Source organism: uncultured Roseibium sp. (genome assembly GCF_947499295.1).
In the GTDB taxonomy this organism is placed as follows: domain Bacteria; phylum Pseudomonadota; class Alphaproteobacteria; order Rhizobiales; family Stappiaceae; genus Roseibium.
In genome coordinates this window covers 222,784-248,572 of record NZ_CANMNP010000006.1, presented here as the reverse complement: position 1 = coordinate 248,572, position 25,789 = coordinate 222,784, and the positions used below count along the sequence as shown (strand labels likewise).

Genomic DNA, 25,789 nt, shown 5'->3' with positions numbered 1-25,789 from the left:
CACGACCCGCTCAGGCGGGCCCCTCTGAGATTATGACAAGGGGTAAGAAGTCCTCGCCGGTTGTTAGGTCGGGGAGCTGTGTGCACAAGGCGCCAAACCCAGCTGCGCCTGAGGGTGTGGTTGCTATGCCGAGCCTAGTCATAGCCGCGGCCGCTGCGGAACCATCTGTTTCGGAAAGCGTCTGATAGGTCACATTGCAGCGCTCAAGCACGCGCCAGGCAACGATTGAAGGTTCTTTGCAGTCCAGACGTCCCATGTTGGAATCCGGCCCATCAGACCGAGTGGGCCGGCCTGCGTCATGACTCGCCTTCAAACAAGCTGCAGCCTCAGGTTCAACAACGATCAGCTCCGGCTGGACGGCCCAGTTCAGGCGAATCATATGGGACATCGCGGCTGCGAGACCTCCAACGCCAGCCTGGAGGTAGACATGACTTGGCCAGTCGCCCGATGCTTCGAACGACGCCCGCAATTCCTCAGCGATGACGCAGTAACCTTCCATCACCCATTTCGGGATCTCGGTGTAGCCGGGCCAGGTACCGTCAGCCAGTAGTGTTGCGCCGGTCCGCGCAGCATCGTCAATCGCAGCCGCAACGCTCTCGTCATAAACGTCGCCGGACCACACAACCTCCGCGCCCAGTGCACGAAGTCTCTCAGCAAAATTTGCCGGAACGGTTCTTGCCAGATGAATACGCGACTTGGCACTGACCCATTGAGCACCCGCTGCAACGCCCAGCCCATGGTTGCCCGCACTTGCGCAGACGAATGTCAGCGTGTTGGCCATAGAACGCACATCGGCGTCCACGAAGCGTGCCGGTGTTAAAGCCTCACCGGTTTTGGCAAACCAGGCTTCTCCAACGAGGCGGGCCACGGCATAAGGAGCGCCAAGCGCCTTGAAGGCACCCAGTCCCATTCGGGTGGTTTCGTCTTTGGCCAGAAAGGAATAACCGCCTGGTCCCTGCAGTCGCCGCATCGGTGAGACGGCGTAGTTTTTCTGTGCTTTGAAGAAAGCAACCGCCTGTTCGAAGTCAGGAGAAAAATCGAGGATGTCTGTGTGTTTCATGCTCCATGATGTAGCATTTTCGGATTATTTGATTTTTTCAATTTCTGGCTTAAGCTTGACGAAATTTACCGCTCAAACAATCAAACCAGAGAATTTGCATCATGCTTGACAATTTGGACGATGCGGATCGAACAATCCTGAGATTGATGCAAAAGGACCGTCGGATTGGACTTGAAGTCCTGGCTGAAGAATGCGGATTGTCCGTCCCGTCAGTACAACGAAGGCAGAAGCGCCTGAAGGACAGCGGCGTCATTCAACAGGAAGTTGCCATTCTTGATGCATCGAAGCTGGACTGCGGCATGACACTGATAGTGATGGTGGAACTGGAGCGTGAAAGCCTTCAGCAGCTCGATATGTTCCGCAAGCTTGCCCGTTCCGAGCCACAAGTGCAGCAATGCTATTACGTGACAGGCGAAGCAGACTTTATCCTGATCTGCACAGCGCGCGACATGCAGGATTTTGAGGAGCTGACGCACCGGCTATTCTTTGAAAACTCTAATGTAAGACGCTTTCGCACGTCCGTTACCATGGAGCGCACCAAGGTCGGATTGACCTTGCCGATATAACCGGATGGCAGCCTAAAGCACATCAAGAGATACTTTGACCCTGTCCATGACAACGGAGGTCTTGAAGCGGCTGATATTGGACTCATCAAAGAAATGGTCCTGTGTGAACTGCTCGTATTCCTTGATGTCCCGGACCGTCAGGATCAACGTAAAATCGGCCTCTCCTGTAGTGTAGTAGCATTGCTGTACACACTGGGCGTTCTTCATTTTTCGCTTGAACTCATCCAAATGACGCCGGCTTTCACGCTCAAGAATGACGTCAACGATAATTGTCATGTCCCGCCCCAACCTTGACGGCGACAGGACTGAAACATCCCTTTCGATCACACCGCTTTCTCGGAGCCGTTTCAGGCGCTTTTGCACAGCCGCAGGGGACAACCCGACGTCCTGACTGATTGTTTCTGCCGTCAACCTCGCGTCCCTTTGCACAAGCCGCAGTATTTCCAGATCCTTGTCATCCATTGTCCGAAGTTGATCGCCTTTTGCCAGTTATTCAATGTTTTTCATCGCAAATGATCAAAAAACGACGCCATCCGACCCTTGAGACATTGTAGTTAGAATTGAGGAAACGGGAGGCATACCCATGCAAGCGTTTGAACAGCGCCTGACGGCACGACGGCAGGATTTTCACCGCAACCCTGAGCTGGGTTTCCAGGAAAAACGAACAAAACTTGAAGTCGCCCGCGAACTGCGGGCGCTTGGTATTGACGTGCATGAAGGCTCAGGTGTCGTTGGCGTCCTGCACGGTGGCCAGGGCAACCGGGCAATTGGATTACGCGCGGACATGGATGCACTTCCTATTACCGAAACCTCTTCGCACGGGCATCGCTCTGAAACGCCCGGTGTCATGCACGCCTGCGGTCATGACGGTCATATGACCATGCTTTTGGGTGCCGCAGAGCGGCTTGCCAAAGATCCGGATTTCGAAGGCACTGTCGTGTTTTTGTTCCAACCCAACGAAGAACTTGGTCTTGGCGCAAATGCAATGATCGATGAAGGCGTGTTGAAGCAATTCCCGCTCGACGAGATTTATGCAATTCACAATTTGCCAGGTGCACCAACCGGCCAGGTGTCCACCCGGACAGGCATTATCTGCAACAGCGAAACACTGTTTGAGATCAAAGTGACTGGTCAGGGCGGGCATGCATCCATGCCGCATACTGGCGTTGATGCGATTACGGTCGCCGCTGAACTTGTTCTTGCCCTCCAGAGCATTGTCTCCCGAAAGCTTCCTCCAGGAGCGGGAACGGTCGTTTCCGTCACCGAATTTTTAACGGACGGACAACGCAACGTCCTTCCCGGCCAAGCTGTCCTGAAAGGAGACTACAGAGCCAGGTCGCCGCAGGACCGGGCTGCCGTGGAAAAGTTCATGCGCCAGATCGCCGAGGGTGTGAGCGCGGCTCATGGAGTGTCGGTGACGGTAGATTGTGCTACGGAATTCATCGAAACAATCAACGCACACGCGCCGACGGAGGCAGTCTACCGCGCAGGAAGAGCGGCCGGATGCGAGGTTGTTGAAGACCGGCAGCCGATGAGTTTTTCGGAAGACTTTGCGCATTTCTGCTCCGCTGTTCCCGGTTGCTTCCTGTTATTGGGGAACGGAGAGACGGGCGCGAACGGTCAACCTCTGCACGCCTCCGATTATGATTTCAACGATGCCTTGTTGCCCATCGGTGCGGAGTTCTGGGTGCAGTTGGTGCGAGACCGGTTGCCGCGGCGAAAGGACAGCCAATGACAGAAGCGCCTTCCCGCGGATTTCCCGAAACAGAATTCGAAGCGCGCACTCACCGGGCCCAATTTCGCATGGCTGCAGCGGGTATCGATGGGATCCTTTTTATGAGTGAGCCCGAAATTCGATATTTCAGCGGTTTTCAGACTTTGTTTTGGCAAAGCCCGACCCGGCCCTGGTTCCTTTATCTACCCTCAACCGGCAAACCGATTGCGATCATTCCCGAAATCGGTGCGCAGTTGATGCACAGCACTTGGCTGGACGACATCCGCACATGGAGTGCACCCTGCCCTGAAGATGACGGAGTGAGCCTTTTGACGGAATTGCTCACACCGCTTGCAAGAGAGCGTAAGACGCTCGGTGTGATGAAAGGCCATGAAACCGGACTTCGCATGCCTTTGGGTGACTATGAAAGGCTGTTGCAAGGTCTCCCGAACCTGTCAATTACTGACGCGACTGACCTCGTTCGATCGTTGCGCATGATCAAGTCCGAACGGGAAATTGAAAAACTTGCTCACATCTGTGCCATCGGCTCACGGACATTTGCGAAGGTTCCGGAGCTGGCACAGGAGGGGCAGCCTTTAGAAGACCTGTTTCGCACCTTTCGCCGAGAAGGCCTCGCTCAAGGTGCTGACGATGTTCCCTATCTTGTCGGTGGTGCGGACCAGGGTGGTTACCATGATGTGATTTCACCACCCTCTCGCCGACCCTTGGCGCGCGGTGACATCCTGATGCTGGACACGGGTGCGGTCTGGGATGGGTACTATTGCGATTTCGATCGCAACTATGCCATCGGAACCGCCGATGCTGCTTCCCAAAAAGCATATGACGTGCTGTGGCGTGCGACTGAGGCTGGGATCAAGGCCGCCCGGGCCGGCATCACTTGTCATCAGCTTTATCAGGTCATGCAGGGTGTTATCGCGGAATTGCACGGCCAGGGTGGAAATGTTGGCCGCTTGGGTCACGGACTGGGTATACAACTCACCGAATGGCCCTCACATGCTCCCTATGATCACACACCCATCGCAGAAAACATGGTGCTGACACTGGAGCCATCGCTGAGTTATGGCGACGCCCTGATCATGGTTCATGAGGAAAACATCGTCATACGTGAGGACGGTGCCCAGTTGCTTTCCGAACGCGCCTCCCGCGACCTTCCTGTCATCTGAGGTGAGCCCATGAAACTGCAATTCGACACGGATGCCGGGATCGGAACACGAGCGACGTTGGGTGTGATCGTACTGGAGACCGACGAAACGCTGGAACCAGAGTTTTCCAGGCTCATGGCACTCGACGGTGTCGCCCTTTATCACAGCCGCATTCCGATGGTGTCCGACATTCGTGCGGACACACTTGCCCAAATGGAAAAAGACCTGCCGTCTTCGGCGCGGCTTTTGCCGCAATCGCTTGATTTCGATGTGATCGGTTATGGATGCACTTCGGCCTCAACGGTGATCGGATCGCGGAACGTCGCCCGCGCCATTCAGACGGTCTATCCCAACGCCTTGGTTACTGACCCCTTGGCCGCCGTAATTGCCGCCGGACAAGAGGTCGGTGCAAAAAGGCTCGGTTTCATAACACCCTATGTGCCGGACATATCTGAGCGCATGCGTTTGAAACTGATAAATGCCGGTTTTGAAATTGCCGGCTTCGGGTCCTTTGAGGAAGGCAATGACCGGGTCGTTGCGCGGATCAGTGAACTCTCGATCATTCAGTCGGCCAGGCAGATTGCTTCAGCCTCCCTTTGCGATGCAATCGTCGTATCGTGCACAAACCTTCGAACCTTGAACATTCTCAAGGAAACTGAACACGAGATTGGTGTGCCCATCATTAGCAGCAATCAGGCACTGGCGTGGCATATGCTGCGCCTCGCAAAGATCAATGACCCGCTGCCCGACTTTGGCATCCTGTTCGGCCAACACTGAATTCGATGTTTCTCGCGTCTGATAGGCGCATTTTGGTTTGGTCACGGCAGCAATCGGCGGACAGCAAAAGACGTCCATGGCCAAAACCGGACAGCGTCAGACGGCTTAGAACAGCTTGGCCGCCCTGGACCATGTTCACTTTCAGCGTCATGTCGCAATTCGAGCAGTCGTTTCGCGACCCAATCACGATTCAGTCGAAGGCGCTCGAAAAACATCTGGACAACCAAAACATCAGATGTTTAATATCATCTCATGTCTGAACTACTCTACTATGATCTCAAAGACACCGCGGGTGTTGTTCCGTCGCTTTCAACACAGGTCTGCCGCGAACTGGGCAGACGCATCGTTGGAGGTGTCGTTCGTGAAGGCGACCTGATCGACGACGAGAACAAGCTCTGCGAGCGTTTTGGCGTTTCAAAGTCTGTGGTTCGCGAAGCGGTCAAGCTTCTTGTTGCAAAGGGGCTTCTTGAGGTGAAGCGCGGCAGCGGCACGCGGGTCCGGCGGCGCGCCAGCTGGAACCTCCTGGATGATGATGTTCTGGCCTGGCATCTCAGTGTTGAACCAAGGCCCAGCTTCTTGAACCAGCTACTGGACGTTCGTCAGGTTTTCGAACCGAGCGCAGCCGCTTGGGCAGCGAATTCGGCAACCAAGGCGCAAATCGACGAAATCCGTGCCGCGCAACAAAAGATGGAAAGTGCTTCGGAGATCCAGGACTACGTGGTGGCAGACGCTCTGTTTCACCGTGCGGTGCTTCGTGCGGCAAACAATGAAGTCCTGATGGCAATGGAAGGCGTGATCTTTTCAGCGCTTTTGAGCTCTATCCGACTGACAAACGCTGACCCGCGGGACAACAAGCGTTCCGTCCCCCTTCATCAAAAAGTGCTTGCCGCCATTGAAGCGCAAGACGCCCCGGCGGCTGAAGCTGCCATGAAGGAACATTTGGAGGACACCCGCGAACGCCTTGCTCACATCATGTCAGGCACAAGCGGGAAATAGGCAAAACCCACCTGCCTGGAGGGGCAGTTGCAGAACTTCGCGCCTGTTGGTGGACAGGCTAGTGGCCGGCGGTTCGAGCTTGTTTGGAACCATACTCGCCCCGCCGGATCGATCGCTCAATCGAAGGAATTCCACCAGAAGATCCGGCGCTGAAAGCGCTGAAACATCGACGAGGAGGATAGGATGTTTCCAAGCACTATGAAAGGCTTATTGATAACGGGCACAGCATTGGCCACACTTTTGGGAGCCGGGGCAGCAGCCGCGGAAGATATGGTTGGCTTGTTGTTACCGGAAAACGTAAATCCCCGCTGGGAACAGCAGGACGCGGCGGCTTTCGTCTCGACGATGAAGGAAATCGCCCCGGACATTCGGGTGGAAGTCTTCAATGCCAACAATGACACGTCCGTCCAGCAACGCCAGGCCGAACAAGCCCTCACGCAAGGTGCAAAGGTGCTTGTGGTCATTCCCATTGACGGCGAAAGCTCCGCTGTCATTGCGGATATGGCTGCGGAAGAGGACGTTCCAACCATTGCCTATGACCGAATGATCAATTCGGCAAACACCTCTTTTTGGGTGCAGGCGGATTTGGAGGCGATGGGCTTCGATCAAGCCAGCCATGTCATTGAGAATACCAAGGATGGCGACACGCTGGTGCTGCTCAAAGGCTCTCCGACAGATCCGAACGCTGCAGTCATTCACAATGGGCAACTGCGCGCCCTTACGCCCCTGTTCGAGAGCGGCAAACGGGTCATGGGCTACGAAAACTGGACACAGGGTTGGGACCCGGCAATTGCCAGGCGCTCCATGGACCAGGCACTGACCCAGCTCAACAACAATGTTCAGGGTGTTGTCTCTTCAAATGACGGAAACGCCGGCGCTGCCATTGCGGCCCTGGAAGAACAGGGCATGGCCGGAACAATGCCGGTGTCCGGGCTGGATTGCACGGTGCAGGCCCAGCAGCTGATGCTCCTCGGCAAGCAGACACAATGTGGCTGGCGTCCGCTTGCCGATATGGCAAACGCGGCGGCCAAGGTGACTGTCAGGCTTATCAAGGGCGAGGACTTTTCCGACCTGGCTCCACAAAAAGTCAAGAACGGTGTTGGGGCCGAGGTCGCCTACGTTCCCGTTGGCTCCTATTCCGCCATTGGTGCTGAGGGTGTCGCCTACGTCATCGAAAACGATCCATCGATCACAAAGGAAATGGTCTGCCAGGGCGAAGCCGCGGCAACCGATTTCTGTAAGTAACCGGGCAATCCATGTCTTTGGAAAACAACAAGCAGGTGGGGCCGGCGGCCCCGCCACCTCGCTTGCGCGTTGCAGGTATCGAAAAACGCTTTGGCGGTGTTCACGCACTAAAAGGCGTCGACTTCGAGGTTGCACGCGGTGAGGTTATGGCACTGGTCGGCGACAATGGCGCCGGCAAGTCGACGCTCATGAAAATTCTGGCCGGGGCACTCACGTCGGATGAAGGTGACTTCTTCATCGATGAGAAGCCGGTCGCGATCAGCAATCCTCATGACGCCGGTGCACTTGGCATTCAGATTGTTTATCAGGATCTGGCCCTTTGCGAGAATCTTGATGTCGCGGCCAATCTCTCGCTTGGAGCTGAACCGGTGAAATCCGGCTGGCAGTTTCTACCGCGCATCTTGCGTCCTCTCGATGATCTTGAGATGGAAGTTCGCGCCCAGACCGCCATAGACCGGCTTCAGGTACGAACCCTCAAATCCGTACGCGCCAAGGTGGGTGGCCTCTCGGGTGGACAGCGCCAGGCGATTGCCATTGCCAGGGCCGTCGGTGCCGAGTGCAGTGTCGTGATGCTGGACGAGCCGACTGCGGCTCTGGGTGTCGCTCAGACGCGACAGGTTCTGGATGTCGTCAAGCGGCTCCGCGACACCGACCACGCCGTTGTCTACATCTCCCACAATATGCGCGACATCTTCGAGGTATCCGACCGGATCTGCATTCTGCGTCACGGAGCCAATGTCGCAACCTGGAAAACATCCGAGACGACCGCAGACGAAATCGTCGTTGCCATGACCGCCGGACTGGACAACGGGGCGAACAATGCAGCCTAACTCTCCATTTTCTCCGGTAGAACGTTTGCGACGACTGCGCGAAACACGCCTGGGCTCGTTCGTGCCAGTCCTTCTCGCACTGGCGGCGATCTGGCTCTATTTCGGGATAGCACTCCCCTTGTGGGAATTCTGGGGCGATCAGGATGCCACCAGTATCCGCTTCATCTTTCTCTCACCGCGCAATATCTACAATCTGTTCATGCAGTCAGCAGTGATCGCGACATTGGCGGTCGGAATAACCGTTGTCCTGCTTCTGGGGGAAATAGACCTCTCCGCCGCGGCCACGGCCGGTGTCTGCGCTGCGCTTCTTGGCGTTCTTGTGCTCGCCGGCATCCCCGGCTGGACGGCTTGCCTGATTGTCATGGCCGTCGGCGTCGCTATGGGGGCCGCGCAGGGGTTACTGATCGCCTATGTCGGCATACCTTCCTTTGTCGTCACACTGGCCGGCTTGCTCGGCTACCAGGGGCTGATGCAGAAGATCCTGCCAACGGGGAACCTCAACATAAGCGATCCCTTCGTTCGGGCAATCGCACGCATACTGGTTCCCGATATCTGGGGCCTCCTGCTTGCAACCCTTCTTGTTGTTGCAATCGCTGCACTGGCTCTGCGCCGTCAGGCGGAGCGTAAGCTCCGCGGGCTGGAACTCGACACCGCCACCACACTTTGGGGACAGGTCGCGTTCTTTGCGATCATCGTCTTTGCTGCGGTCCTGACGATGAACGCTTACAGATCGGTCCCACTCCTGATAATTCTCCTGACAGGTGTTACCGCAATTGTCGGCTGGGTCACGACATCCACACCCTTCGGCAGATCGATCTTCGCTGTCGGCGGCAATGCGGAAAGCGCGCGGCGTGTCGGCATGAACGTCAAACGCATCCGGGTGGCAGCCTTCGGGATTGTAGGCCTCCTGGCTGCAATCGGCGGCATCTTCGGAGCGTCCCGCTACGGTTCGGTGTCCTACACCGCATTCGCTGGCGGCTCCCTTTTGCTGGAAAGCATTGGTGCAGCAGTCATTGGAGGCACATCTCTGTTTGGCGGCCGCGGTTCTGTCTGGAATGCAATCCTTGGAGCACTTGTCATCGGGTCCCTGGGCAATGGTCTGGACCTATCCGGAGCGAGCGCTGCAGACAAACTCATGTTCTCGGGCGCCATTCTTCTTCTTGCCGTTGCGATTGACGCGCTGTCACGCCCGGCAGGCAACGGACAGCGCTAGGAGGTGCCAATGTCAACGTCGGAAACTCAGGCGCTCCTCTTGAAAGTTCTGGAAGAAATCATTCCGGCTGGCGGTGCACGGCGCATGCCGTCCGCCGGTATGAAGGCAGTTGCCGATGGTGTCCTCACGGCAACTGCCTATTCAAACGGCTCTCCAGGAGCAGTGACCCGGCTCCTGGAGGCAATCTCGATGAAATCGCCCGATTTTCCGATCCTTTCACCGGATGCACGGGTTGATGTTCTCAAGGTGATCGAAGCCGATCATCCAGCCGATTTCACCGAACTCGTTCGCCTCACCTACACGGCTTATTACAGCCGGCCGGAAATCCGTCCATTGCTTGGTGTCGCTGCTCATCCGGTGCACCCGGATGGATATCTCGTGGAACCGGAAAGCGACGCTCTGATGGATGAATTGACACGCCCGGTACGTGCCCGCGGCACGGCCTACCGGCAGGTTTGAGGCACTGGGAAGAAAAGATGACCAACCATCCTGTCGACGTCCTGATAATCGGTGCTGGAGCCTCGGGAGCTGCAATCGCATGGTCCCTTCTGGAAACCAGGATGCGCATTCTTTGCCTGGAACAAGGTGATCATTTGCAGGACAAGGATTTTCCGAGCCGTAGGGAAGACTATGAGCTTGCCCGCTATGGCGCATTTTCATGCGATCCGAATGTCAGGAAGCTGAAGCAGGACTATCCGATAAACTCGCAAGACAGCTGCATCACACCTGTGAACTGGAATGGCGTCGGTGGGTCGACCATCAATTTCCTGGGCCATTGGCCGAGGATGAAACCATCGGACTTCAGAACAAGGACATTGGACGGTGTCGCGGAAGATTGGCCGGTGGACTACGCCACTCTCGAACCGTTTTACAATTTGAACGATGAGAACACGGGCGTCTCGGGGCTGAGCGGCAATCCCGGATATCCTGACTATTCGCCCCCACTCCCGCCGATCCCGATCGGACATCTCGGTCAAACCCTCGCGAGAGGCTTCAACAAACTGGGCTGGCACTGGTGGCCCTCGGACGTTGCCATCCTGAGCAAGGACAGGGACGGTCGGCAAAAATGCGTGAATGCGGGAACGTGCGATCTGGGCTGCGCTGCAGGTGCCAAGGGGGGCACCAATTTCACCTATTGGCCGATACTGGAAAATGCAGGCGTTGAACTCAGAACCAATTCCCGTGTCCGTGAAATAGTGGTCGATCAGGAGACCGGCTTTGCGACAGGAGTTCTTTATCACGATGCCGATGGCAAGCTTCTTGAGCAAAAGGCAGAGCTTGTCGTGGTCGCTTGCAATGGCGTCGGAACGCCGAGACTGCTGCTGAATTCAAAGTCAAAACTGTTCCCGGAAGGCGTGGCCAACAGATCCGGTCTGGTCGGCAAGAACCTGATGTTTCATCCACTGACGGGTGTAGCCGGTGTCTTCGATGAGCCAATGCGCGGGCACGAAGGTCCAATGGCTTGCTCGATCCTCTCGCAGGAATTCTATGAAACGGACCCCTCTCGTGATTTTGTCCGGGGTTACGGATTGCATTCAGGCCGTTCAACGACCCCGATGACGTTCGCTCTTGGGGGTTACGGGATCGACAACCCGATCCCCTGGGGCGCTAAACACAGGGAGATCATGGACAATGTCTATCCCTATATGGCCGGTTTGACTGTCGTTTCCGAGGATCTCCCCGAAGAAACAAATTGTGTCAGCCTGGATCCGGACCTGACCGACAGCGATGGCATTCCAGCACCGAAGATCACCTACAGGCTCGGCGACAACACGCGGAAAATGCTTCGACACGGAGAAGCCAAGGCCGGGGAGCTTCTCCTGGCGGCAGGAGCCAAACAGGTCCTGTCAAAGGGCGACGACAGCGTCTGGTGGCGCGCTGGCTGGCATCAGATGGGCACGTGCCGCATGGGTGATGATCCGAACAGATCGGTCGTTAACGCCTGGGGCCGCTGCCACGATGTGAAGAACCTCTTCATTGTCGACGGGTCCATTTTTGTGACCGCTGGCGCGGTCAACCCAACCTCAACGATCCAGGCTTTGGCGCTTTACATCGGCGACAGGATCAAAACCAACATCGCAACGCTTTTCGATTGAGGCCGCATATGAATTTCCCGAGCAAAATGTATCTGGGTGGTGCTCTGGTTGAAGGGCATGGCACTATTGAAGTCGCCAATCCTGCGACGGAGGAACCAGTCGCCACTGTAGCCGCTGCCGGGCGTGAAGATGTGCAGCGCGCACTCGAAAACGCTCGAAACGCTTTTCCTTCATGGTCGAGAACATCCATCTTCGAACGCCAGCAATGGATGGCAAAACTTCGCAATGAAGTCATCCAGCACGAAGATTATCTACGAACCTACATCCACCATGAGCTCGGAAAACCCTGGGCGAGCACCCAGGAAGACTTCGACAGTCTCAAGAACTCTCTCCAGTTCTATTCCGAAGAAATTGTCCGCTTTCACGATTACGGCCTTGCAGATCGTGCAGGCACCCACACGCATACGATGGTTCACGAAGCTGCGGGTGTTGCCGTCGCTTTCCTTGCCTGGAACTTTCCGCTGCTCAACCTTGCTTTCAAGATCGGACCTGCGATGGCAGCCGGTTGTCCGATCATTATCCGCCCCTCAAACGATACGCCGATATCCGCCTATGCGGTTGGTGAACTTTGTGCCGGAATTGGGCTTCCGGCCGGGGTTGTACAGATCCTGGCAACAGACAGTTATGAAGCTGCCGATGCCCTTTCAGCGTCTCCAATCCCGGCAGTCATCACGTTGATCGGCTCGACCGCGACCGGGCGTCACATCATGCGAACCGGCGCAACGACGATCAAACGTTATTCCATGGAGCTTGGCGGAAATGCACCGGTCCTTGTGTTTGCCGATGCGGATCTGGAACAGGCGGCAGACATTATATGCGGCGTCAAGTTCAGCAACGCCGGACAGATTTGTGTCTCACCGAACAGGGTGTTCGTCGAAGCCACCGTTCTTGAAGAATTCACGGAGAAAGTTGTTGAACGAGCACAAAAGGCCAAGACAGGATGGGACCGCGATGCAGACATCACAACGGGTCCCCTGGTCAATGCGAAAGCCTGGAAACGGATCAAGAAACTCATCGACGATGCCGTTTCAGACGGAGCAGACCTGCTTGCCGGTGGCGACCGGCCGGCAGAACTGAGCCGAGGCCATTTCCTGGCTCCGACGGTGCTGGCAAATGTGCGCGAGACGATGGATGTCTATCGCCAGGAAACCTTCGGGCCGATCGTCAGTCTGATCCCGTTTCACAGCGAAGACGGCCTCTTGGAAACTGCCAACGACTGCGACGATGGCGGCCTGACGGCCTATATTTTCACGCAAGATCTGGCAAAGGCGGAACGATATGCCGCTGGCCTGCGCTACGGCGAGATACAGATCAATGGCGTGAAATACGATATCGATCTGCCACATGGCGGTATTGGCCAATCGGGCATTGGCCATGACTGCTCCGGTTTGGCGCTGAATGACTACCTCGTTCTTAAACGGGTCACGCGCGCGCTTGAGAGAGGTGCAGCATGAAAATCACCCGCGTCACCAGCCACGTTCTGCAATACGATTTGCCGGAAGAACTCGGTTACTCTCAACAATTCTATGCCAAACGCAGTGCCCACCTGGTTGAAGTGGAGACGGATGAAGGCATTACCGGCTGGGGTGAATGTTTCGGGCCAGGCAATGTCGCCCTTGCAAACAAGGGGATCGTCGAAAAGGTGATTCAGCCGATGATCCTCGGCGACGACGCGCTCGATCGGGATGTCATCTGGCATAAGGTCTACAATCTTTTGCGGGATCACGGCCAGAAAGGCATGCCCATTCAAGCGCTCTCCGGTGTTGATATCGCCCTTTGGGACATAGCCGGCAAAGTGGCGGGACTTCCACTGCACAAACTGATTGGAGGGGCTCATCGAAAGCGAGTCCAGGTCTATGGCTACGGCATGATGCTCAAACGCGAGAACGTCGATGAGCATGTTGCGCGTTTCAGGGCCGAAGCAGCTGAAATCATGGACAAGGGATTTGTCGCGGCAAAGATGAAATCCGGTCTTGGCCCGAAGGAAGACGTTCGGCTCTGCGAGGCAGTTGCCAGAGGGGTCGATGGCCGTGGCAAATTCATGGTCGATGCCAATCACTGCTACACGACGTCCGACGCGTTTTATGTCGGCAGAGCCCTGGATGAACTTGGGGCCTATTGGTTCGAGGAGCCTGTCGCTCCCGAGGATCTGGACGGTTACCGGGAGCTGCGGGCCGGACTGAAGGTCAACATTTCCGGCGGTGAAGCTGAATTCAATCGATGGGGCTGGCGCCAAATCCTGGAAAACCGGGGATTGGACATAGCCCAGCCGGAGGTGTGTGCAATGGGCGGCGTCAGCGAATATCTGCGCGTTCTGACCCTTTGCCACGCCCACTTCACCCCCGTCATCAACCATGTCTGGGGTTCGGCCATTGCCGTTGCCGTCAACCTTCAGCTTCTCGCGGCTATGCCGCCACTTCCGGGAGGTCTGAACCCATGGGAACCGATGCTCGAGTTCGACACGACCGATAACAAGTTCCGGGACGCCCTGCTGGTAGAGCCATTGCGCATACAGGAAGAGGTCTGTGCGAGTGGTGGATTTGTGACGATCCCCGACCGCCCGGGTCTCGGCGTGGAACCGGACCGCGATTTCATTGCCAAATATGAAGTCGACTAAAGGTATCGTCTTAAAAATCAACCTAAAAGGTCAAATATTCGGGACGTATCGGCACCGGCTCAGCCCAGGTGGCCAACCGTTATCCAGTCGGTGAAGGCAAAAACTTTCCTGTCGAATTTGGTTGTCGACCCCCGCTTGCTGTCTGAAAAAGCGTGCTGTGATAGTGTGACGACTTGCTAAGTTTTATTTCGGTTGGGCAGCATCAATGCATTCCGTTCTTGTTATTCTTAAAACCGTCTTTTTTTCTTCTTTGTTTTGCGCGTTTTTGATTTCGCAAGCCAGCGCAGCACAGCGGGTCGCACTGGTCGTTGGAAATTCGAATTATTCATCGGTTGGCAGGCTGCCCAACCCTGTCCGGGATGCGACGAATATCGGCGCTGTTTTGAACGAACTCGGATTTGAAGTGATTTATGGGCAAGACCTCACTCACCAGGACTTCCTGTTGACGCTCAAGCGCTTCTCGAACGCGCTCAAGGGGTCGGACGTTGGCCTGTTCTATTATGCCGGGCATGGAATGCAGATTTCCGGACAGAATTACCTTCTGCCAACGGATGTGAAGCTTGAGAAAGCCAATGCAATAGACACTGAACTCGTTGCCTTGAATTTGGTCCTGAAAGAAATGGATCAGCTGACCAAGACAAAGATTGTCCTAATTGATGCTTGCCGAGACAACCGGTTCATGCCCGGTGCAAACCGCTCCGTAGACGCTCAGATTGTTGAAACTGACCTGGGCTTGGCACCACTGGAAGCCGGCTCTGACACACTGGTTGCCTTTTCAACAGAGCCAGGAAGCGTAGCGAGAGATGGTGCGGGTTTGAACAGCCCTTTTTCAGAAGCACTTTTGCATCACATTTCGACGCCAAATCTAGATGTCGCGCGGATGATGAGACGCGTGAGAAAGCGCGTTATGGATTCAACTCAGAACGCGCAAGTTCCCTGGAGCAACTCGTCGCTGACAGGCGACTTTTCCTTCAACTATCAGGGAAACCGAGCGCTTACATCGGCAGCCAAGGAAACCGCGCTTTGGGATGCCGTCAAAGACGCCAACGAACCAGACCTGATCAGGATCTATCTGAAACGCTATCCCAATGGTGAATTCACCAAAGAAGCTTTGGCGCTCATCAAAACTGCACCGGAAAGCAAAATTGAACTTTCAGAGCGCGAAAACAGGGAAGTCCGGAACTCCCAAGCAAGGCATGTCCAGGACTGCATGCTTCAGGAAGAAAATGGCTATGACGGCGAACTGTCGACAACGGTAAATGCGTGTTCCGATGCTGTCGCCCAGTTTCCAAATTCAGATATCCTTCAGCTGATTTACGGTCGTGCACTCGATCGTTCTGGCGACGAGACAGCAGCAGCCAAGCAATTCCGGCAGTCCGCCGAACTTGGCAATACCGATGCCATGGTTGAACTTGCAGTCGCCTACGACCTTGGCAAAGGGGTTGAATGGCGCGCGGGCGAGACCCTGCGTCTTTTGGAAAAGGCAGCTGTTCTCGGAAATACCCACGCGATGGAAATGCTCGGGCATATCTATCTTGAAGATCGTCAGGTCGAATACGACGACGCGGTGTCATTCGAGTGGTTTCGGCAAGCAGCGGAAGGCGGCAACGCCAGTGCGGCCTTTTCAGTTGCCACCGCCTACAAGCACGGTGAAGGCGTTCGCCAGGATCACTTTCGTGCCCGCTACTGGTTTCAGGTCGCGCTTGCCGACACCAATGCCGATCAAACACTGGCGATGATCAACCTGGCGGATTTACTCGCAACGGGTCAGGGTGGCGACAAAAATCCCGAATTCGCGCTGGATCTCCTTATGAACGCTGCGGCGCAAGGAGACCAGCTGGCAATGCGTTCTCTCGCCGAGTTCTATCTCGACGGAACATTTGAAAGCGAGACAACTGCGACCGCTGTCGACTGGACGATGAAGGCCATCCGTGAAGGCGGACAAATCGAGGCTGAATTCTGGTTTGTTGATCCTGAAAAGAACAAAACCTACCCTGCAAGCTTCAGAAAAGAAGTCCAAAACCGATTGAAGGAAGCAGGCGTCTATTCCGGCGCGATCGATGGTGTCATCGGCGAAGGGTCGCTGATGGCAGTGTTTCAATACGCCAACCAATAGTCCGAGAAGCGAGTGGATATCCGGACCTTTTCGAGCGAGACCGTCGCGGCCGCCACATACCCTTACTAAACGTGAGGTTGAAAACCTTGCTTCGTTTAACGAAGGCGCGCAATATGATCTCCTACAACCAAACCATAAAGACGGCGCAAACGCAAGGCGAGGATTGCCAAAAGTCTGGCTGATGGTCGTTTAATCGTTCGGAGGAAAGCGCTCATGACTACCGAAGAGGTCGTTCGTAACGCCATTCAGTCGTATAACCGCGCGGATGTCGAGGCCATATCCGCGCTGTTGCATGACGACATTCACTATCGCATCCATGCCAATGCGGAAACTGCACCTTACTGCGCAGATTGTGGAGGCAAGGCAGCATTCTGGGAAGCGATTGGCCGGATTCAGTCAGACTGGAGCATCGACGACTATCGCCTGAGAGATATCATCGTCTCAGGCGAACGCGCTGCAACTCAGATCAGTCTCACAATCACCAGTCGCCATACCGGAGTTTCGCGGGAAACCGAACTGGCCCTGTTCTGGACGGTGAAGGACGGCTGCATCGTAGAGCTGCACGAGTACCACGACACCGCGGCAGCGGCTCTGTCAAAATAGCTGCGCCAATAGTTTGCATTCGCAGATGGAAGCAGCGGAAAACAACACCACAACTCCGCGCTGTCTGAAAATCCGCTACTCGTCGCAGACGGGAGTTGAACTTGTCGAACCAAAAAGCGCCAGCCGCCCCCTCAATTTTTCGGCTTGCGCGGCTGGGACAAAGATCAGCAATCTGAGGCGTTGGCTCTAGGCGGTTCGCTGGCTAGAACACGACAACAGCTCGAATTGATTTGCCCTCATGCATCAGGTCGAACCCGTGATTGATTTCTTCCAATGACAGCTTGTGTGTGATCATCGGATCGATCTCGATCTTGCCGTCCATGTACCAATCGACAATCTTCGGCACGTCTGTCCGGCCCGAAGCCCCCCCAAACGCTGTCCCGCGCCAAACCCGCCCGGTCACGAGTTGGAAAGGACGCGTCGAGATTTCTGCACCAGCGGGGGCAACGCCAATGATGATGCTCTCACCCCATCCCTTGTGAGCCGCTTCCAGCGCAGCGCGCATCACTATCACATTGCCTGTTGCATCGAACGTATAGTCCGCACCGCCGCCGGTTAGGTCCACCAGATGCGCGACGATATCCCCTTCGACCTTTGACGGGTTCACAAAATCGGTCATGCCGAAGTGCTTCGCCATTGTTGCCTTTCCGTCATTGAGATCAACACCGACGATCTGGTCGGCGCCGGCAAGACGTAGCCCCTGAATGACATTGAGGCCAATACCGCCCAGACCAAACACAATCGCGCGCGAGCCGATTTCCACTTTGGCTGTGTTGATCACCGCGCCAATACCTGTCGTCACACCACAGCCGATGTAGCAGATCTTGTCGAATGGAGCGTCTTTGCGAACCTTGGCAAGAGCAATTTCGGGAACGACCGTGTGATTGGCGAAGGTCGAGCATCCCATATAGTGGTGAATGGGCGTGCCATCGAGCATGGAAAACCGGGTCGAACCGTCAGGCAGCAATCCCTGACCCTGTGTGCTCCTGATCGACTGGCAAAGGTTGGTCTTCGGATTGAGGCAATATTCGCACTCCCGGCATTCGGGTGTGTAAAGCGGGATCACGTGGTCGCCTGGTTCAAGACTGGTCACTCCCTCGCCGATCTCGACCACCACCCCTGCTCCTTCATGGCCCAGAATGGCTGGAAAGATGCCTTCCGGGTCATCGCCCGAACGCGTGAACTCATCGGTGTGGCACAAACCAGTAGCCTTGATCTCAACCAGCACCTCACCGGCTTTCGGTCCTTCGAGGTTAACTTCCATAATTTCCAGCGGTTTGCCTGCTTCAAGAGCCACGGCTGCACGTGTTCGCATTTCTGCCTCCCGATAATTCGCTTGCATTGAGAAAAATTTGTCTCATGATTTGATAAGCAGTCTTACAATTTGAGAAAGACCCGTCAATATGCACCTAGAACGTCTGATCAACCTCCTGGAGATCATTGCTGTCGCAGGGCGTCCGGTTTCAACGCTTGAAGTGCAGAAGGCAACCGAACTGCCCAAACCGACCTGCTACAGGCTGATACAGACACTGGTTGACCGGAAACTCCTGGATCAGCCTTCCGACGATGGAAAATACGTCGTTGGTGAACGCCTGATCCGCATTGCGTTGCTGGGTAAATCGGACGTCGATGTCCGGCGCTGCGCGGCTCCGCTATTGAAAGCCGCAGCCACCAAATTCAACGAAACGGTTTTTCTGGCGCGCTTCCGTGACAGCAAGGTGGAAATTATCCATGTGGAAACCCCTGACGATCCGGCGCGCGCCTTCATTCATCCAGGCCTCGGCGTTCGTCCGATGCATGCCTGCTCCTGCTCCAAGGCGATTGCTGCGTTCGCCGAGCCCGATTTTCAGGAAGAAATTCTGTCCCGCAGCATGAAGCAGTACACCGAGCACACCAAGATCACCAAAGCTGAACTCCGGGCTGAATTTGAGGAGATTTCAAAACGGGGATTTGCCGATTGTGATCAGGAAATAGACTTGGGCATCGCAAGCGTCGCCGCACCGGTTTCGATCGGGAATATCGGCGCAACCTTCAGTGTCGGTGCGGTGGGTCCCATTCGCAGATTTGGAAAGGATTATCGACTTGAGATCGGCCAGAAACTGACCGGTCTATCGGAAAAGATCAGTGGAGCCATTCAACTCTGCAACGTTGCGGAGGTCTAGCCAAAACACTGATTTTGAGCCCGGTCACGGGCTGGAACTGCGTGTCCGGAATGGCGGCATTGCTACCAAAATGGGAGGAAAGAATGAATCTCAGGCCAGATCCTACATTCCATGCATCGCCAAAGCTGGCGATGCAGGCACCAGTCGAAAACTATGCATTCACGGTGATGCTCAGTCCCGACGGATCGCAATCCGACGGCATAGCCGTCATTGACCTCAATCCGGAATCCGACACCTACGGGCAAATCGTTCACCAGGTGATCGTGCCCAACAAAGGAGATGAATTCCATCACTTCGGCTGGAATGCATGCTCTTCAGCTCTGTCGCCGCTTTCAGGTCACGCGTTTCTCGAACGGCGCTACCTCATTGTTCCGGGCATCCGTTCCTCTCGTATCTATGTGATAGATGTCAAAGAACCTTTGAAAGCGAAGATCCACAAGACAATCGAGCGCGAAGAAGTGTTCGCCAAGACCGGATACTCCCGCCCTCACACCATCCACTGCGGGCCTGAGGGGATCTATGTCAGCTGTCTTGGCGGTCGCGGTGAAGACGGCACAGATGGACCTCCGGGTATCTTCATCATGGACTGCGAAACCTTCGACATCATCGGTCAGTACGAGATGGATCGGGGCAAGCAGGACAAGCACTATGATTTCTGGTGGAACCTTCCGCAGGACTACATGGTCAGTTCAGAATGGGGCTTGCCGCCGCAGTTCGAAAACGGTGTTGTGCCAGAAGACCTGTTATCCAACAAATATGGCCATTCGATCCATTTCTGGGATCTGCGCAAGCGCAAGAACATCCAGACAATGGACTTTGGCGAAAACCACCAGATGGCACTGGAAATCCGACCGGCTCACGACCCCACAAAGTCCTACGGGTTCTGCGGCGTCGTCGTCGACACCACCAATCTGCAAGGTTCAATCTTCACCTGGTGGCGCGACGAAGACGGAAAATGGCAATCCAAGAAAACCATCACCATAGATCCGCGTCCAGAAAAGGCTGAAAACCTGCCACCGCTGTTGCAGGGCTTCGAAGCTGTTCCGCCCCTTGTGACCGATATCGACCTCAGCCTCGACGACAAATATCTCTACGTCGCATGCTGGGGTCTGGGTGAAATGCATCAGTATGATGTTTCCGACCCGATGAACCCTGTTTTGACGGGCAAGGTTGAATTGGGCGGCATTGCTAAGAGAGCCAAGCATCCCAACGGCAAGGATTTCGCCTATGGCCCGCAGATGGTGGAAATCAGCCGTGACGGCAAACGCGTCTACTGGACCAACTCGCTTTATTCAACCTGGGATGATCAGTTCTATCCCGGGACGGAAGGCGGCCAGATGGTTATGGCACGTGTCGGTGAAAACGGCGGACTGGAACTCGACAGGGAATTCTACATAGATTTTCCGAAAGGCTTGAGAGCACACCAGATCCGCCTTGAAGGCGGCGACTGCTCAACAGACAGTTTTTGCTATCCTTCGGTCTGACGCATGACGGATCTCGCAACGGTGACGGCCCTGTGGTGGGCCGTCATCATTTCCGGCATCTATCACGGCGTGAACCCTGGCATGGGATGGCCATTGGCTGTTTCAGCGGCATTGATGGAACGCGACCACAGAGCGCTGCCAAAGGCGTTGGCGCTTCTGGCCGGAGGCCATTTCCTGGCAATGATCTGCATCTTGCTGCCGTTTTCCCTATTGCTGTTTCTGGTCGCGTGGGAAACCGAAATAAGGATCGGCGCAGGCCTTCTGGTGATCGCGATGGGTGTCTACCTGCTCATCAATCGCAGACATCCGAAAATGCTGGCACGTGTCCATCCAGCCCGTCTGGCCTTCTGGTCGTTTCTTGCGGCAATGGCGCATGGGGCTGGCCTGATGCTCGTGCCGATCTTTCTCGGCATTTGCGAGGCAGGCGGTCTGGATGAAGGCCATCTGGCGGCACAAAGCCTGATGAACAACAATATTGTAATCGCTTTTCTGGTGGCAGCCGTTCATACCCTCGCCATGATGGTGTCCGGAGGACTGATTGCCCTATTCATCTATCTTTGGCTGGGTTTGAAGTTCCTCTCAAGAACCTGGTTCAACCTTGATCTTGTCTGGGCGCTCAGTCTTGTCGTCGTCGGTGCATTCGGCATCTACTCAGCCTACGCTGGCCATTGACCTTAACAATCGACCCGAACGACGCCACGCGGGAACCGCTCATGCTCGTCAACGGCGCTGCGCACACCTGACAGGATCAGACCCAGGGTCATTTCAGCGACCAAGTACCGGAACCCTGGAGCGCACGACAGAACCTCTATGTCGCTTGCAGTCATGCCTCGGGCCAAGTGACGCTGGAGATAAGGAAACAGGGGCACGACGGATATAGCCACAATGACTGTGCAGCTCGAAAGCCCATCATGTCGCGGGATACTGTGCCCTGAAAATTCAACAACCCAACCGGCAGAGTTCGCATTTCATCCTGGGTCAACAGCAGCAACCGAAGCAAAAAGCTCGTTCGAGTTCCGCAAGAACTCAGGCAAGGCCGTGGTGACGACCACAGGCAGGGCGATAGGCATGATCACGCGCCGATAGATCTGAGACTCGGTAACACCGTCGATATGCGCAGTTTCCTGGAGTGCCTTTGGCACGGCTACGAAGTAAGCGGTGAACTTGAAGACGAACACTGGGGCGGAAAGGGCCAAGGTGCAAAGGACAACGTCAGGGCTCCCCGGTGAGGATGTTGCCAGTGCTTTGAGACCGAATGGATCAAGCATTTGATTGATCTCACCAGAACGTTGGTACATCCGGCGCCAGATCGTCGCGACTGCAATTGGCGAGATCACAGCGGGAAGAACGATGCAGGTCTGGAAAGATACGGGCATTCCAGCGGGAATAGACGAGAGGTTTGCTCACAAATTTCGTGACAAGGGGCCATTGCGTGATCGGCCGCCCCGTTAAAGCCCTATTGACGCCACGCGCTAGCCACTGAAGCGGACTAAACTAAAAGTTGTATCCATAAATTCATCTCTCAAAAATTGATCTTGCAAAGCTCAAACGCAAATGCAAGTATAGGTAATTATCACATCATAATACAACTAATAGTTGAATTATGATGTGAATCTCGCAAAAGATGAAGGTTTGCAACTGGCGCCGTCGGATGGGGCGGCAAATGGCTTTTTGCGTCCCGATTGGCCACTTGAAACCCTTCACTGATAGTCACCCCAGAGCCTGTCACGCAGGGAGACCTCGAAATGTCCACTCCGAACGAAGCAAGCGAACAATGGTGGATTAACGACCAGACCCCGGATAACCCTTTTGGCAAAAGTGAGGATTATGAAGCCTACCTTGACTACCTGGGCGCATTGTCCCGCAGCCTGACACCGGACATTGCAGCCGCGCCACTTGTGATAAATGTTCAGGAACTCAACAATCATCCCGACTACAAAGCCGCAGCCATTGGCGCTTTGGAGATGTGGTCCGCCGTCACCCCTCTCAAATTCGAGATCGTCGATGATGAGCCGTACGATGCCGAGACCCAATGGATGGAGATTGTCAGTCCGGAACTTGGCGAACAAAGCGATGGCAGTGCCTTTTCAAGCGACCGCTATGTCAGTATCGGCCAGCGATTTCATGACACGGAACCGAACAAGACCGATGTCGGAGGCTATGTCTTCGACAGCTTCATTCACGAATTCGGTCATGAATTCAGCCTGAATCATCCCGGGCTCTATAACTACAGCGGCCCGGGTGGTGTCCAGATCAACTATCTGAACAATGCCACCTGGATCTACGACCGTCAGCAATACACGGTCATGTCCTATTTCGACGGGATTGATGTCGGTGAAACCTCGCGCTGGTCGGCCTCAACGCCGCTCGTTGCAGACATTGAAGCAGTGATCCGCCGCTATTTCTCGACTGTCGATGACGATGGCGAACGCACCTATCAGCAGATCGACCTGAATACCGGAGACAACGTCTACGGCTACAACAGCACACAATACGGCTACCAGCTAACCTCCGAGGGCATGCAGCACGATATCGGTTTTGTAATCCACGATACAGGCGGCGAGGACACAATCGATTTTTCAGGCTCGACAGCTGCAACAATTCTTGATCTGCGAGCCGGTCAATTCTCCAGTGTAAATGGCCATAGAAACAACGTTTCCATCTTTGCCGGGCACAACGCCGATCAGAGTGCCTACTACATCGAAAACGGCATCGGCAGCAGCTATGACGACATTCTGATTGGCAATGATGGCAACAACGTCCTGGATGGCCGCGCCGGTGGCGATCGCATGGCAGGATACGGAGGCGATGACGTCTATTTCGTCGATTCCGCCGACGACATCGTGCATGAAGAGGCAGATGGCGGCAACGACACCGTGATCGTGCTGTCGAAAGACCTCGATGTCGGCGAAATCGCGAATGTCGAAAACATTATCTATGTCGACGGTTCAGTCGTTCCCCCAGCAGATGTCGCAGACGAAGCCCAACCAGAAACCGCAGGTTCGCTTTCCAGTATCCTGTTTGGTGATGAAAGCAACAATACCATTGACGGCGGTGCGGGCGGCGACACGATATTTGGCTTGGGCGGCGATGACCTCATCATAGGCGGCCGCGACACGCTGGCGAGCCGCGACATCAACAACACCATTGCGGTGGAAGATCTTGAAGATCAGACGGAAAGCGACGACGGCAATGACGCGCTTTATGGCGGCGCCGGAAACGACACCATTGTCGGTGGTGCGGGCGACGACTTACTGGACGGCGGCGATGGCGACGACCTGCTGAGGGGCCAGGACGGCGCTGACATTTTTCGAGGCGGCGCGGGCATCGACACCGTCGACTACAGCACGGAAAGTCCCTTCCAGCTTCTCGTCAATCTTGAAACGAATGTCGCCAGCGGTGGCACGGCATCCGGGGATACTTTCGACAGCATTGAAAACCTGATCGGTTCAGACGACCGCATTGACCGGTTCATTGGCACCGCAGCAGCAAATCATTTCTGGGGCCGCGGAGGTGGCGACTACTTCAATGGCGGAGACGGCGATGACATTCTGGACGGCGGCAATGATGGCGACATCCTTTATGGAGAGGGCGGCAACGACACTCTGATCGGAGGTTCCGGACAGGATTACATGAACGGAGGAACAGGGATCGACACCGTTGTCTATTCCGGAAGCTCCAGCGGTGTAACGGTCGATCTTGCCGGTGGCACAGCTTCGGGAGGCGACGCAGACGGCCCCGTGCAGATTGTAGGACGCGGGACGGCCATCCGGCATGACATCATCGTTGATGTCGAAAACGCTGTCGGCTCCATCTTCGACGACCATCTCATCGGCAATGAAATGGCGAACGAACTTTCCGGCGGATCTGGCGATGACACGCTGACCGGAGGTGACGGTGAAGACATGCTGAATGGCGGTTCCGGCAGCGACACAGCAGACTATTCCAACGCTGCCAGCGGCGTCAGGCTTAATCTGGCCAAAGGGAATTCTGAAGGTGACACATATGTTTCGATCGAAAATCTCGCTGGGTCCGGGTTTGACGATCGGCTGAAAGGAGATCGATCAGCCAATACTTTGACCGGTCAAGGCGGTGACGACATCATTCGTGGTGGCGGCGGTGACGACATCCTGTTCGGTGACTTTTCCGACCAAGGCGATGCCATTCCGCGCCCGGGCATGGGAACCGGTTACGCCACACTCGGAGGAGACGCAACAAACAACTCGATCGCCACGGCTTTCGATATTTCGAACAACTTCTCCTTGGCGGAAGATCCGGACATCTTCGATTCAACCTCTGTCCTGCATACGACTGTCAATGCCACGGGAAACGGGAAAGGTGGATATTACAGCATCAATCTTGCCGCCGGGACAATCCTGACGATCGATATCGATGGGATTGCCGATCCAAATGTTCATGACAGCTGGGTTCGATTGCTGGACAGCAATGGCGACGTGGTCACTGAAAACGACGACGGAGGCGGCGATCCCGGTTCCACGAGCAACCGGGATTCAAGCACAGTTTTCATTGTCGAGGAAACCGGTACCTACTACATTCTGGAAGGCAGCTGGACCAGCAGTGCGCCCGGCAATGGCTGGACGGAAGCTATCCCGGAAGGGTCCACTTACAAACTCAATGTTTCGGTAGAATTTCCGCCGGAACCGGTCCAGCCGGGCGAAGCGGGAAATGACAGGCTCTTTGGTGGCCGAGGCGACGACATGCTGGACGGGGGGCTCGGATCTGACATCCTCGTCGGCGGCGCAGGTGAGGATTCTTTCCGCTTTTCGACCGAGCTTGGAGCTGAGAATGTCGACCAGGTTCGCGACTTCGATACTGAAGCGGACATGTTCATGCTGGACAGCAGTGTCTTTTCAGAAATCGGTAACACAGGCCTTCTTGCGATCGGTGCATTTCAGTCCAATGCGGCAGGCGTGTGTTACGACACCGACGATCGCATCGTCTATGATACGGACGATGGGACACTGTCCTATGACGCCGACGGGTCAGGCGACCTTGCAGCCGTGCAATTCGCGCAGTTGAACCCGGGTCTGGATCTGTCAGCGCAGGACTTTGTTATCGTCTGACGGATTTGAACAGGGCGCTATCAAGCGCCCTGTGCCACGCAACACTGACTGTTCACCGAACCC

The 25,789-nt window shown here is 55.4% G+C and carries 23 protein-coding genes; 18 read left to right on the top strand and 5 right to left on the bottom strand.

Translation table 11 applies throughout. The annotated features are described in order from the left end of the window. Positions 1 to 10 precede the first annotated feature (10 nt). Positions 11 to 1,060: a pyridoxal-phosphate dependent enzyme gene (locus tag Q0835_RS12385; RefSeq protein ID WP_298961549.1), complete on the bottom strand. Its 1,050-nt coding sequence runs from the start codon at positions 1,058 to 1,060 to the stop codon at positions 11 to 13. Between the two features lie 101 nt (positions 1,061 to 1,161). On the opposite strand from Q0835_RS12385, the gene Q0835_RS12380 reads away from it, so the two are divergent. Next, positions 1,162 to 1,626 (top strand): Lrp/AsnC family transcriptional regulator, encoded by a 465-nt coding sequence (locus Q0835_RS12380; protein ID WP_298812847.1) that lies wholly within the window; start codon positions 1,162 to 1,164, stop codon positions 1,624 to 1,626. 12 nt (positions 1,627 to 1,638) lie between these two features. Here Q0835_RS12380 and Q0835_RS12375 read toward each other — a convergent pair whose 3' ends face one another. Next, positions 1,639 to 2,088, bottom strand: a complete 450-nt coding sequence (locus Q0835_RS12375; RefSeq protein WP_298961546.1) for an Lrp/AsnC family transcriptional regulator — start codon at positions 2,086 to 2,088, stop codon at positions 1,639 to 1,641. Between the two features lie 121 nt (positions 2,089 to 2,209). Between Q0835_RS12375 and Q0835_RS12370 the strand changes: the two genes are divergently transcribed. From Q0835_RS12370 to Q0835_RS12310, 13 genes are all read left to right on the top strand, one after another. Further along, positions 2,210 to 3,361: an amidohydrolase gene (locus Q0835_RS12370; RefSeq protein ID WP_298961544.1), complete on the top strand. Its 1,152-nt coding sequence runs from the start codon at positions 2,210 to 2,212 to the stop codon at positions 3,359 to 3,361. Beyond that, the gene (locus Q0835_RS12365; RefSeq protein WP_298961541.1) at positions 3,358 to 4,524 is read left to right on the top strand and encodes a Xaa-Pro peptidase family protein; all 1,167 of its coding nucleotides are present in this window, start codon (positions 3,358 to 3,360) and stop codon (positions 4,522 to 4,524) included. The genes Q0835_RS12370 and Q0835_RS12365 overlap by 4 nt, the downstream gene beginning before the upstream one ends. A 9-nt stretch (positions 4,525 to 4,533) precedes the next feature. Next, positions 4,534 to 5,280 (top strand): Asp/Glu racemase, encoded by a 747-nt coding sequence (locus Q0835_RS12360; RefSeq protein ID WP_298961538.1) that lies wholly within the window; start codon positions 4,534 to 4,536, stop codon positions 5,278 to 5,280. 252 nt (positions 5,281 to 5,532) lie between these two features. Next, positions 5,533 to 6,276 (top strand): FadR/GntR family transcriptional regulator, encoded by a 744-nt coding sequence (locus tag Q0835_RS12355; protein WP_298812857.1) that lies wholly within the window; start codon positions 5,533 to 5,535, stop codon positions 6,274 to 6,276. Between the two features lie 183 nt (positions 6,277 to 6,459). Then, positions 6,460 to 7,521 carry a sugar ABC transporter substrate-binding protein gene (locus Q0835_RS12350; protein WP_298961536.1) on the top strand — a complete coding sequence of 354 codons (1,062 nt, stop codon included), beginning with the start codon at positions 6,460 to 6,462 and terminating at the stop codon, positions 7,519 to 7,521. 11 nt (positions 7,522 to 7,532) lie between these two features. Then, positions 7,533 to 8,351 carry an ATP-binding cassette domain-containing protein gene (locus Q0835_RS12345; protein WP_298961533.1) on the top strand — a complete coding sequence of 273 codons (819 nt, stop codon included), beginning with the start codon at positions 7,533 to 7,535 and terminating at the stop codon, positions 8,349 to 8,351. Continuing rightward, the gene (locus Q0835_RS12340) at positions 8,341 to 9,564 is read left to right on the top strand and encodes a sugar ABC transporter permease (RefSeq protein WP_298961530.1); all 1,224 of its coding nucleotides are present in this window, start codon (positions 8,341 to 8,343) and stop codon (positions 9,562 to 9,564) included. Before Q0835_RS12345 ends, Q0835_RS12340 begins: the two co-directional genes overlap by 11 nt. Before the next feature lie 9 nt (positions 9,565 to 9,573). Next, positions 9,574 to 10,023 carry a hypothetical protein gene (locus tag Q0835_RS12335; protein WP_298961527.1) on the top strand — a complete coding sequence of 150 codons (450 nt, stop codon included), beginning with the start codon at positions 9,574 to 9,576 and terminating at the stop codon, positions 10,021 to 10,023. A gap of 17 nt (positions 10,024 to 10,040) precedes the next feature. After that, on the top strand, positions 10,041 to 11,660 hold the full coding sequence (locus Q0835_RS12330; RefSeq protein ID WP_298961524.1) for a GMC family oxidoreductase: 1,620 nt from the start codon (positions 10,041 to 10,043) through the stop codon (positions 11,658 to 11,660). 8 nt (positions 11,661 to 11,668) lie between these two features. Then, on the top strand, positions 11,669 to 13,114 hold the full coding sequence (locus tag Q0835_RS12325) for an NAD-dependent succinate-semialdehyde dehydrogenase (RefSeq protein ID WP_298961521.1): 1,446 nt from the start codon (positions 11,669 to 11,671) through the stop codon (positions 13,112 to 13,114). Then, positions 13,111 to 14,277: a mandelate racemase/muconate lactonizing enzyme family protein gene (locus Q0835_RS12320; RefSeq protein ID WP_298961518.1), complete on the top strand. Its 1,167-nt coding sequence runs from the start codon at positions 13,111 to 13,113 to the stop codon at positions 14,275 to 14,277. Before Q0835_RS12325 ends, Q0835_RS12320 begins: the two co-directional genes overlap by 4 nt. A 205-nt stretch (positions 14,278 to 14,482) precedes the next feature. Next, on the top strand, positions 14,483 to 16,393 hold the full coding sequence (locus Q0835_RS12315) for a caspase family protein (protein ID WP_298961515.1): 1,911 nt from the start codon (positions 14,483 to 14,485) through the stop codon (positions 16,391 to 16,393). 213 nt (positions 16,394 to 16,606) lie between these two features. Continuing rightward, positions 16,607 to 16,996: a nuclear transport factor 2 family protein gene (locus tag Q0835_RS12310; RefSeq protein WP_298812879.1), complete on the top strand. Its 390-nt coding sequence runs from the start codon at positions 16,607 to 16,609 to the stop codon at positions 16,994 to 16,996. Between the two features lie 202 nt (positions 16,997 to 17,198). On the opposite strand, the gene Q0835_RS12305 is transcribed toward Q0835_RS12310, so the two are convergent. Next, positions 17,199 to 18,311 carry an S-(hydroxymethyl)glutathione dehydrogenase/class III alcohol dehydrogenase gene (locus Q0835_RS12305; RefSeq protein WP_298961512.1) on the bottom strand — a complete coding sequence of 371 codons (1,113 nt, stop codon included), beginning with the start codon at positions 18,309 to 18,311 and terminating at the stop codon, positions 17,199 to 17,201. A gap of 88 nt (positions 18,312 to 18,399) precedes the next feature. On the opposite strand from Q0835_RS12305, the gene Q0835_RS12300 reads away from it, so the two are divergent. The 3 genes from Q0835_RS12300 (at position 18,400) to Q0835_RS12290 (ending at position 21,314) form a co-directional block, all read left to right on the top strand. Then, entirely contained in the window at positions 18,400 to 19,158 is a 759-nt protein-coding gene (locus Q0835_RS12300; RefSeq protein WP_298812883.1) for an IclR family transcriptional regulator, read from the top strand. Between the two features lie 83 nt (positions 19,159 to 19,241). Further along, positions 19,242 to 20,642, top strand: a complete 1,401-nt coding sequence (locus Q0835_RS12295) for a selenium-binding protein SBP56-related protein (protein ID WP_298961509.1) — start codon at positions 19,242 to 19,244, stop codon at positions 20,640 to 20,642. A 3-nt stretch (positions 20,643 to 20,645) separates the two neighbouring features. Beyond that, on the top strand, positions 20,646 to 21,314 hold the full coding sequence (locus Q0835_RS12290) for a hypothetical protein (RefSeq protein ID WP_298812889.1): 669 nt from the start codon (positions 20,646 to 20,648) through the stop codon (positions 21,312 to 21,314). A 2-nt stretch (positions 21,315 to 21,316) separates the two neighbouring features. Here the strand turns inward: Q0835_RS12290 and Q0835_RS12285 are convergent, their stop codons facing one another. After that, positions 21,317 to 21,469, bottom strand: a complete 153-nt coding sequence (locus tag Q0835_RS12285; RefSeq protein WP_298812891.1) for a hypothetical protein — start codon at positions 21,467 to 21,469, stop codon at positions 21,317 to 21,319. 141 nt (positions 21,470 to 21,610) lie between these two features. Beyond that, the gene (locus Q0835_RS12280; RefSeq protein ID WP_298961508.1) at positions 21,611 to 21,910 is read right to left on the bottom strand and encodes an ABC transporter permease subunit; all 300 of its coding nucleotides are present in this window, start codon (positions 21,908 to 21,910) and stop codon (positions 21,611 to 21,613) included. A 477-nt stretch (positions 21,911 to 22,387) separates the two neighbouring features. Here Q0835_RS12280 and Q0835_RS12275 point away from each other — a divergent pair, with 477 nt between their 5' ends. Further along, on the top strand, positions 22,388 to 25,726 hold the full coding sequence (locus tag Q0835_RS12275; RefSeq protein ID WP_298961505.1) for a M10 family metallopeptidase C-terminal domain-containing protein: 3,339 nt from the start codon (positions 22,388 to 22,390) through the stop codon (positions 25,724 to 25,726). Positions 25,727 to 25,789: the final 63 nt, after the last annotated feature.

What these genes read in the sequence shown, in the direction of transcription:
- Q0835_RS12385 (WP_298961549.1), bottom strand. Translation starts at nt 1,060, where the DNA reads ATGAAACACACAGACATCCTCGATTTTTCTCCTGACTTCGAACAGGCG.
- Q0835_RS12380 (WP_298812847.1), top strand. Translation starts at nt 1,162, where the DNA reads ATGCTTGACAATTTGGACGATGCGGATCGAACAATCCTGAGATTGATG.
- Q0835_RS12375 (WP_298961546.1), bottom strand. Translation starts at nt 2,088, where the DNA reads ATGGATGACAAGGATCTGGAAATACTGCGGCTTGTGCAAAGGGACGCG.
- Q0835_RS12370 (WP_298961544.1), top strand. Translation starts at nt 2,210, where the DNA reads ATGCAAGCGTTTGAACAGCGCCTGACGGCACGACGGCAGGATTTTCAC.
- Q0835_RS12365 (WP_298961541.1), top strand. Translation starts at nt 3,358, where the DNA reads ATGACAGAAGCGCCTTCCCGCGGATTTCCCGAAACAGAATTCGAAGCG.
- Q0835_RS12360 (WP_298961538.1), top strand. Translation starts at nt 4,534, where the DNA reads ATGAAACTGCAATTCGACACGGATGCCGGGATCGGAACACGAGCGACG.
- Q0835_RS12355 (WP_298812857.1), top strand. Translation starts at nt 5,533, where the DNA reads ATGTCTGAACTACTCTACTATGATCTCAAAGACACCGCGGGTGTTGTT.
- Q0835_RS12350 (WP_298961536.1), top strand. Translation starts at nt 6,460, where the DNA reads ATGTTTCCAAGCACTATGAAAGGCTTATTGATAACGGGCACAGCATTG.
- Q0835_RS12345 (WP_298961533.1), top strand. Translation starts at nt 7,533, where the DNA reads ATGTCTTTGGAAAACAACAAGCAGGTGGGGCCGGCGGCCCCGCCACCT.
- Q0835_RS12340 (WP_298961530.1), top strand. Translation starts at nt 8,341, where the DNA reads ATGCAGCCTAACTCTCCATTTTCTCCGGTAGAACGTTTGCGACGACTG.
- Q0835_RS12335 (WP_298961527.1), top strand. Translation starts at nt 9,574, where the DNA reads ATGTCAACGTCGGAAACTCAGGCGCTCCTCTTGAAAGTTCTGGAAGAA.
- Q0835_RS12330 (WP_298961524.1), top strand. Translation starts at nt 10,041, where the DNA reads ATGACCAACCATCCTGTCGACGTCCTGATAATCGGTGCTGGAGCCTCG.
- Q0835_RS12325 (WP_298961521.1), top strand. Translation starts at nt 11,669, where the DNA reads ATGAATTTCCCGAGCAAAATGTATCTGGGTGGTGCTCTGGTTGAAGGG.
- Q0835_RS12320 (WP_298961518.1), top strand. Translation starts at nt 13,111, where the DNA reads ATGAAAATCACCCGCGTCACCAGCCACGTTCTGCAATACGATTTGCCG.
- Q0835_RS12315 (WP_298961515.1), top strand. Translation starts at nt 14,483, where the DNA reads ATGCATTCCGTTCTTGTTATTCTTAAAACCGTCTTTTTTTCTTCTTTG.
- Q0835_RS12310 (WP_298812879.1), top strand. Translation starts at nt 16,607, where the DNA reads ATGACTACCGAAGAGGTCGTTCGTAACGCCATTCAGTCGTATAACCGC.
- Q0835_RS12305 (WP_298961512.1), bottom strand. Translation starts at nt 18,311, where the DNA reads ATGCGAACACGTGCAGCCGTGGCTCTTGAAGCAGGCAAACCGCTGGAA.
- Q0835_RS12300 (WP_298812883.1), top strand. Translation starts at nt 18,400, where the DNA reads ATGCACCTAGAACGTCTGATCAACCTCCTGGAGATCATTGCTGTCGCA.
- Q0835_RS12295 (WP_298961509.1), top strand. Translation starts at nt 19,242, where the DNA reads ATGAATCTCAGGCCAGATCCTACATTCCATGCATCGCCAAAGCTGGCG.
- Q0835_RS12290 (WP_298812889.1), top strand. Translation starts at nt 20,646, where the DNA reads ATGACGGATCTCGCAACGGTGACGGCCCTGTGGTGGGCCGTCATCATT.
- Q0835_RS12285 (WP_298812891.1), bottom strand. Translation starts at nt 21,469, where the DNA reads ATGACTGCAAGCGACATAGAGGTTCTGTCGTGCGCTCCAGGGTTCCGG.
- Q0835_RS12280 (WP_298961508.1), bottom strand. Translation starts at nt 21,910, where the DNA reads ATGCTTGATCCATTCGGTCTCAAAGCACTGGCAACATCCTCACCGGGG.
- Q0835_RS12275 (WP_298961505.1), top strand. Translation starts at nt 22,388, where the DNA reads ATGTCCACTCCGAACGAAGCAAGCGAACAATGGTGGATTAACGACCAG.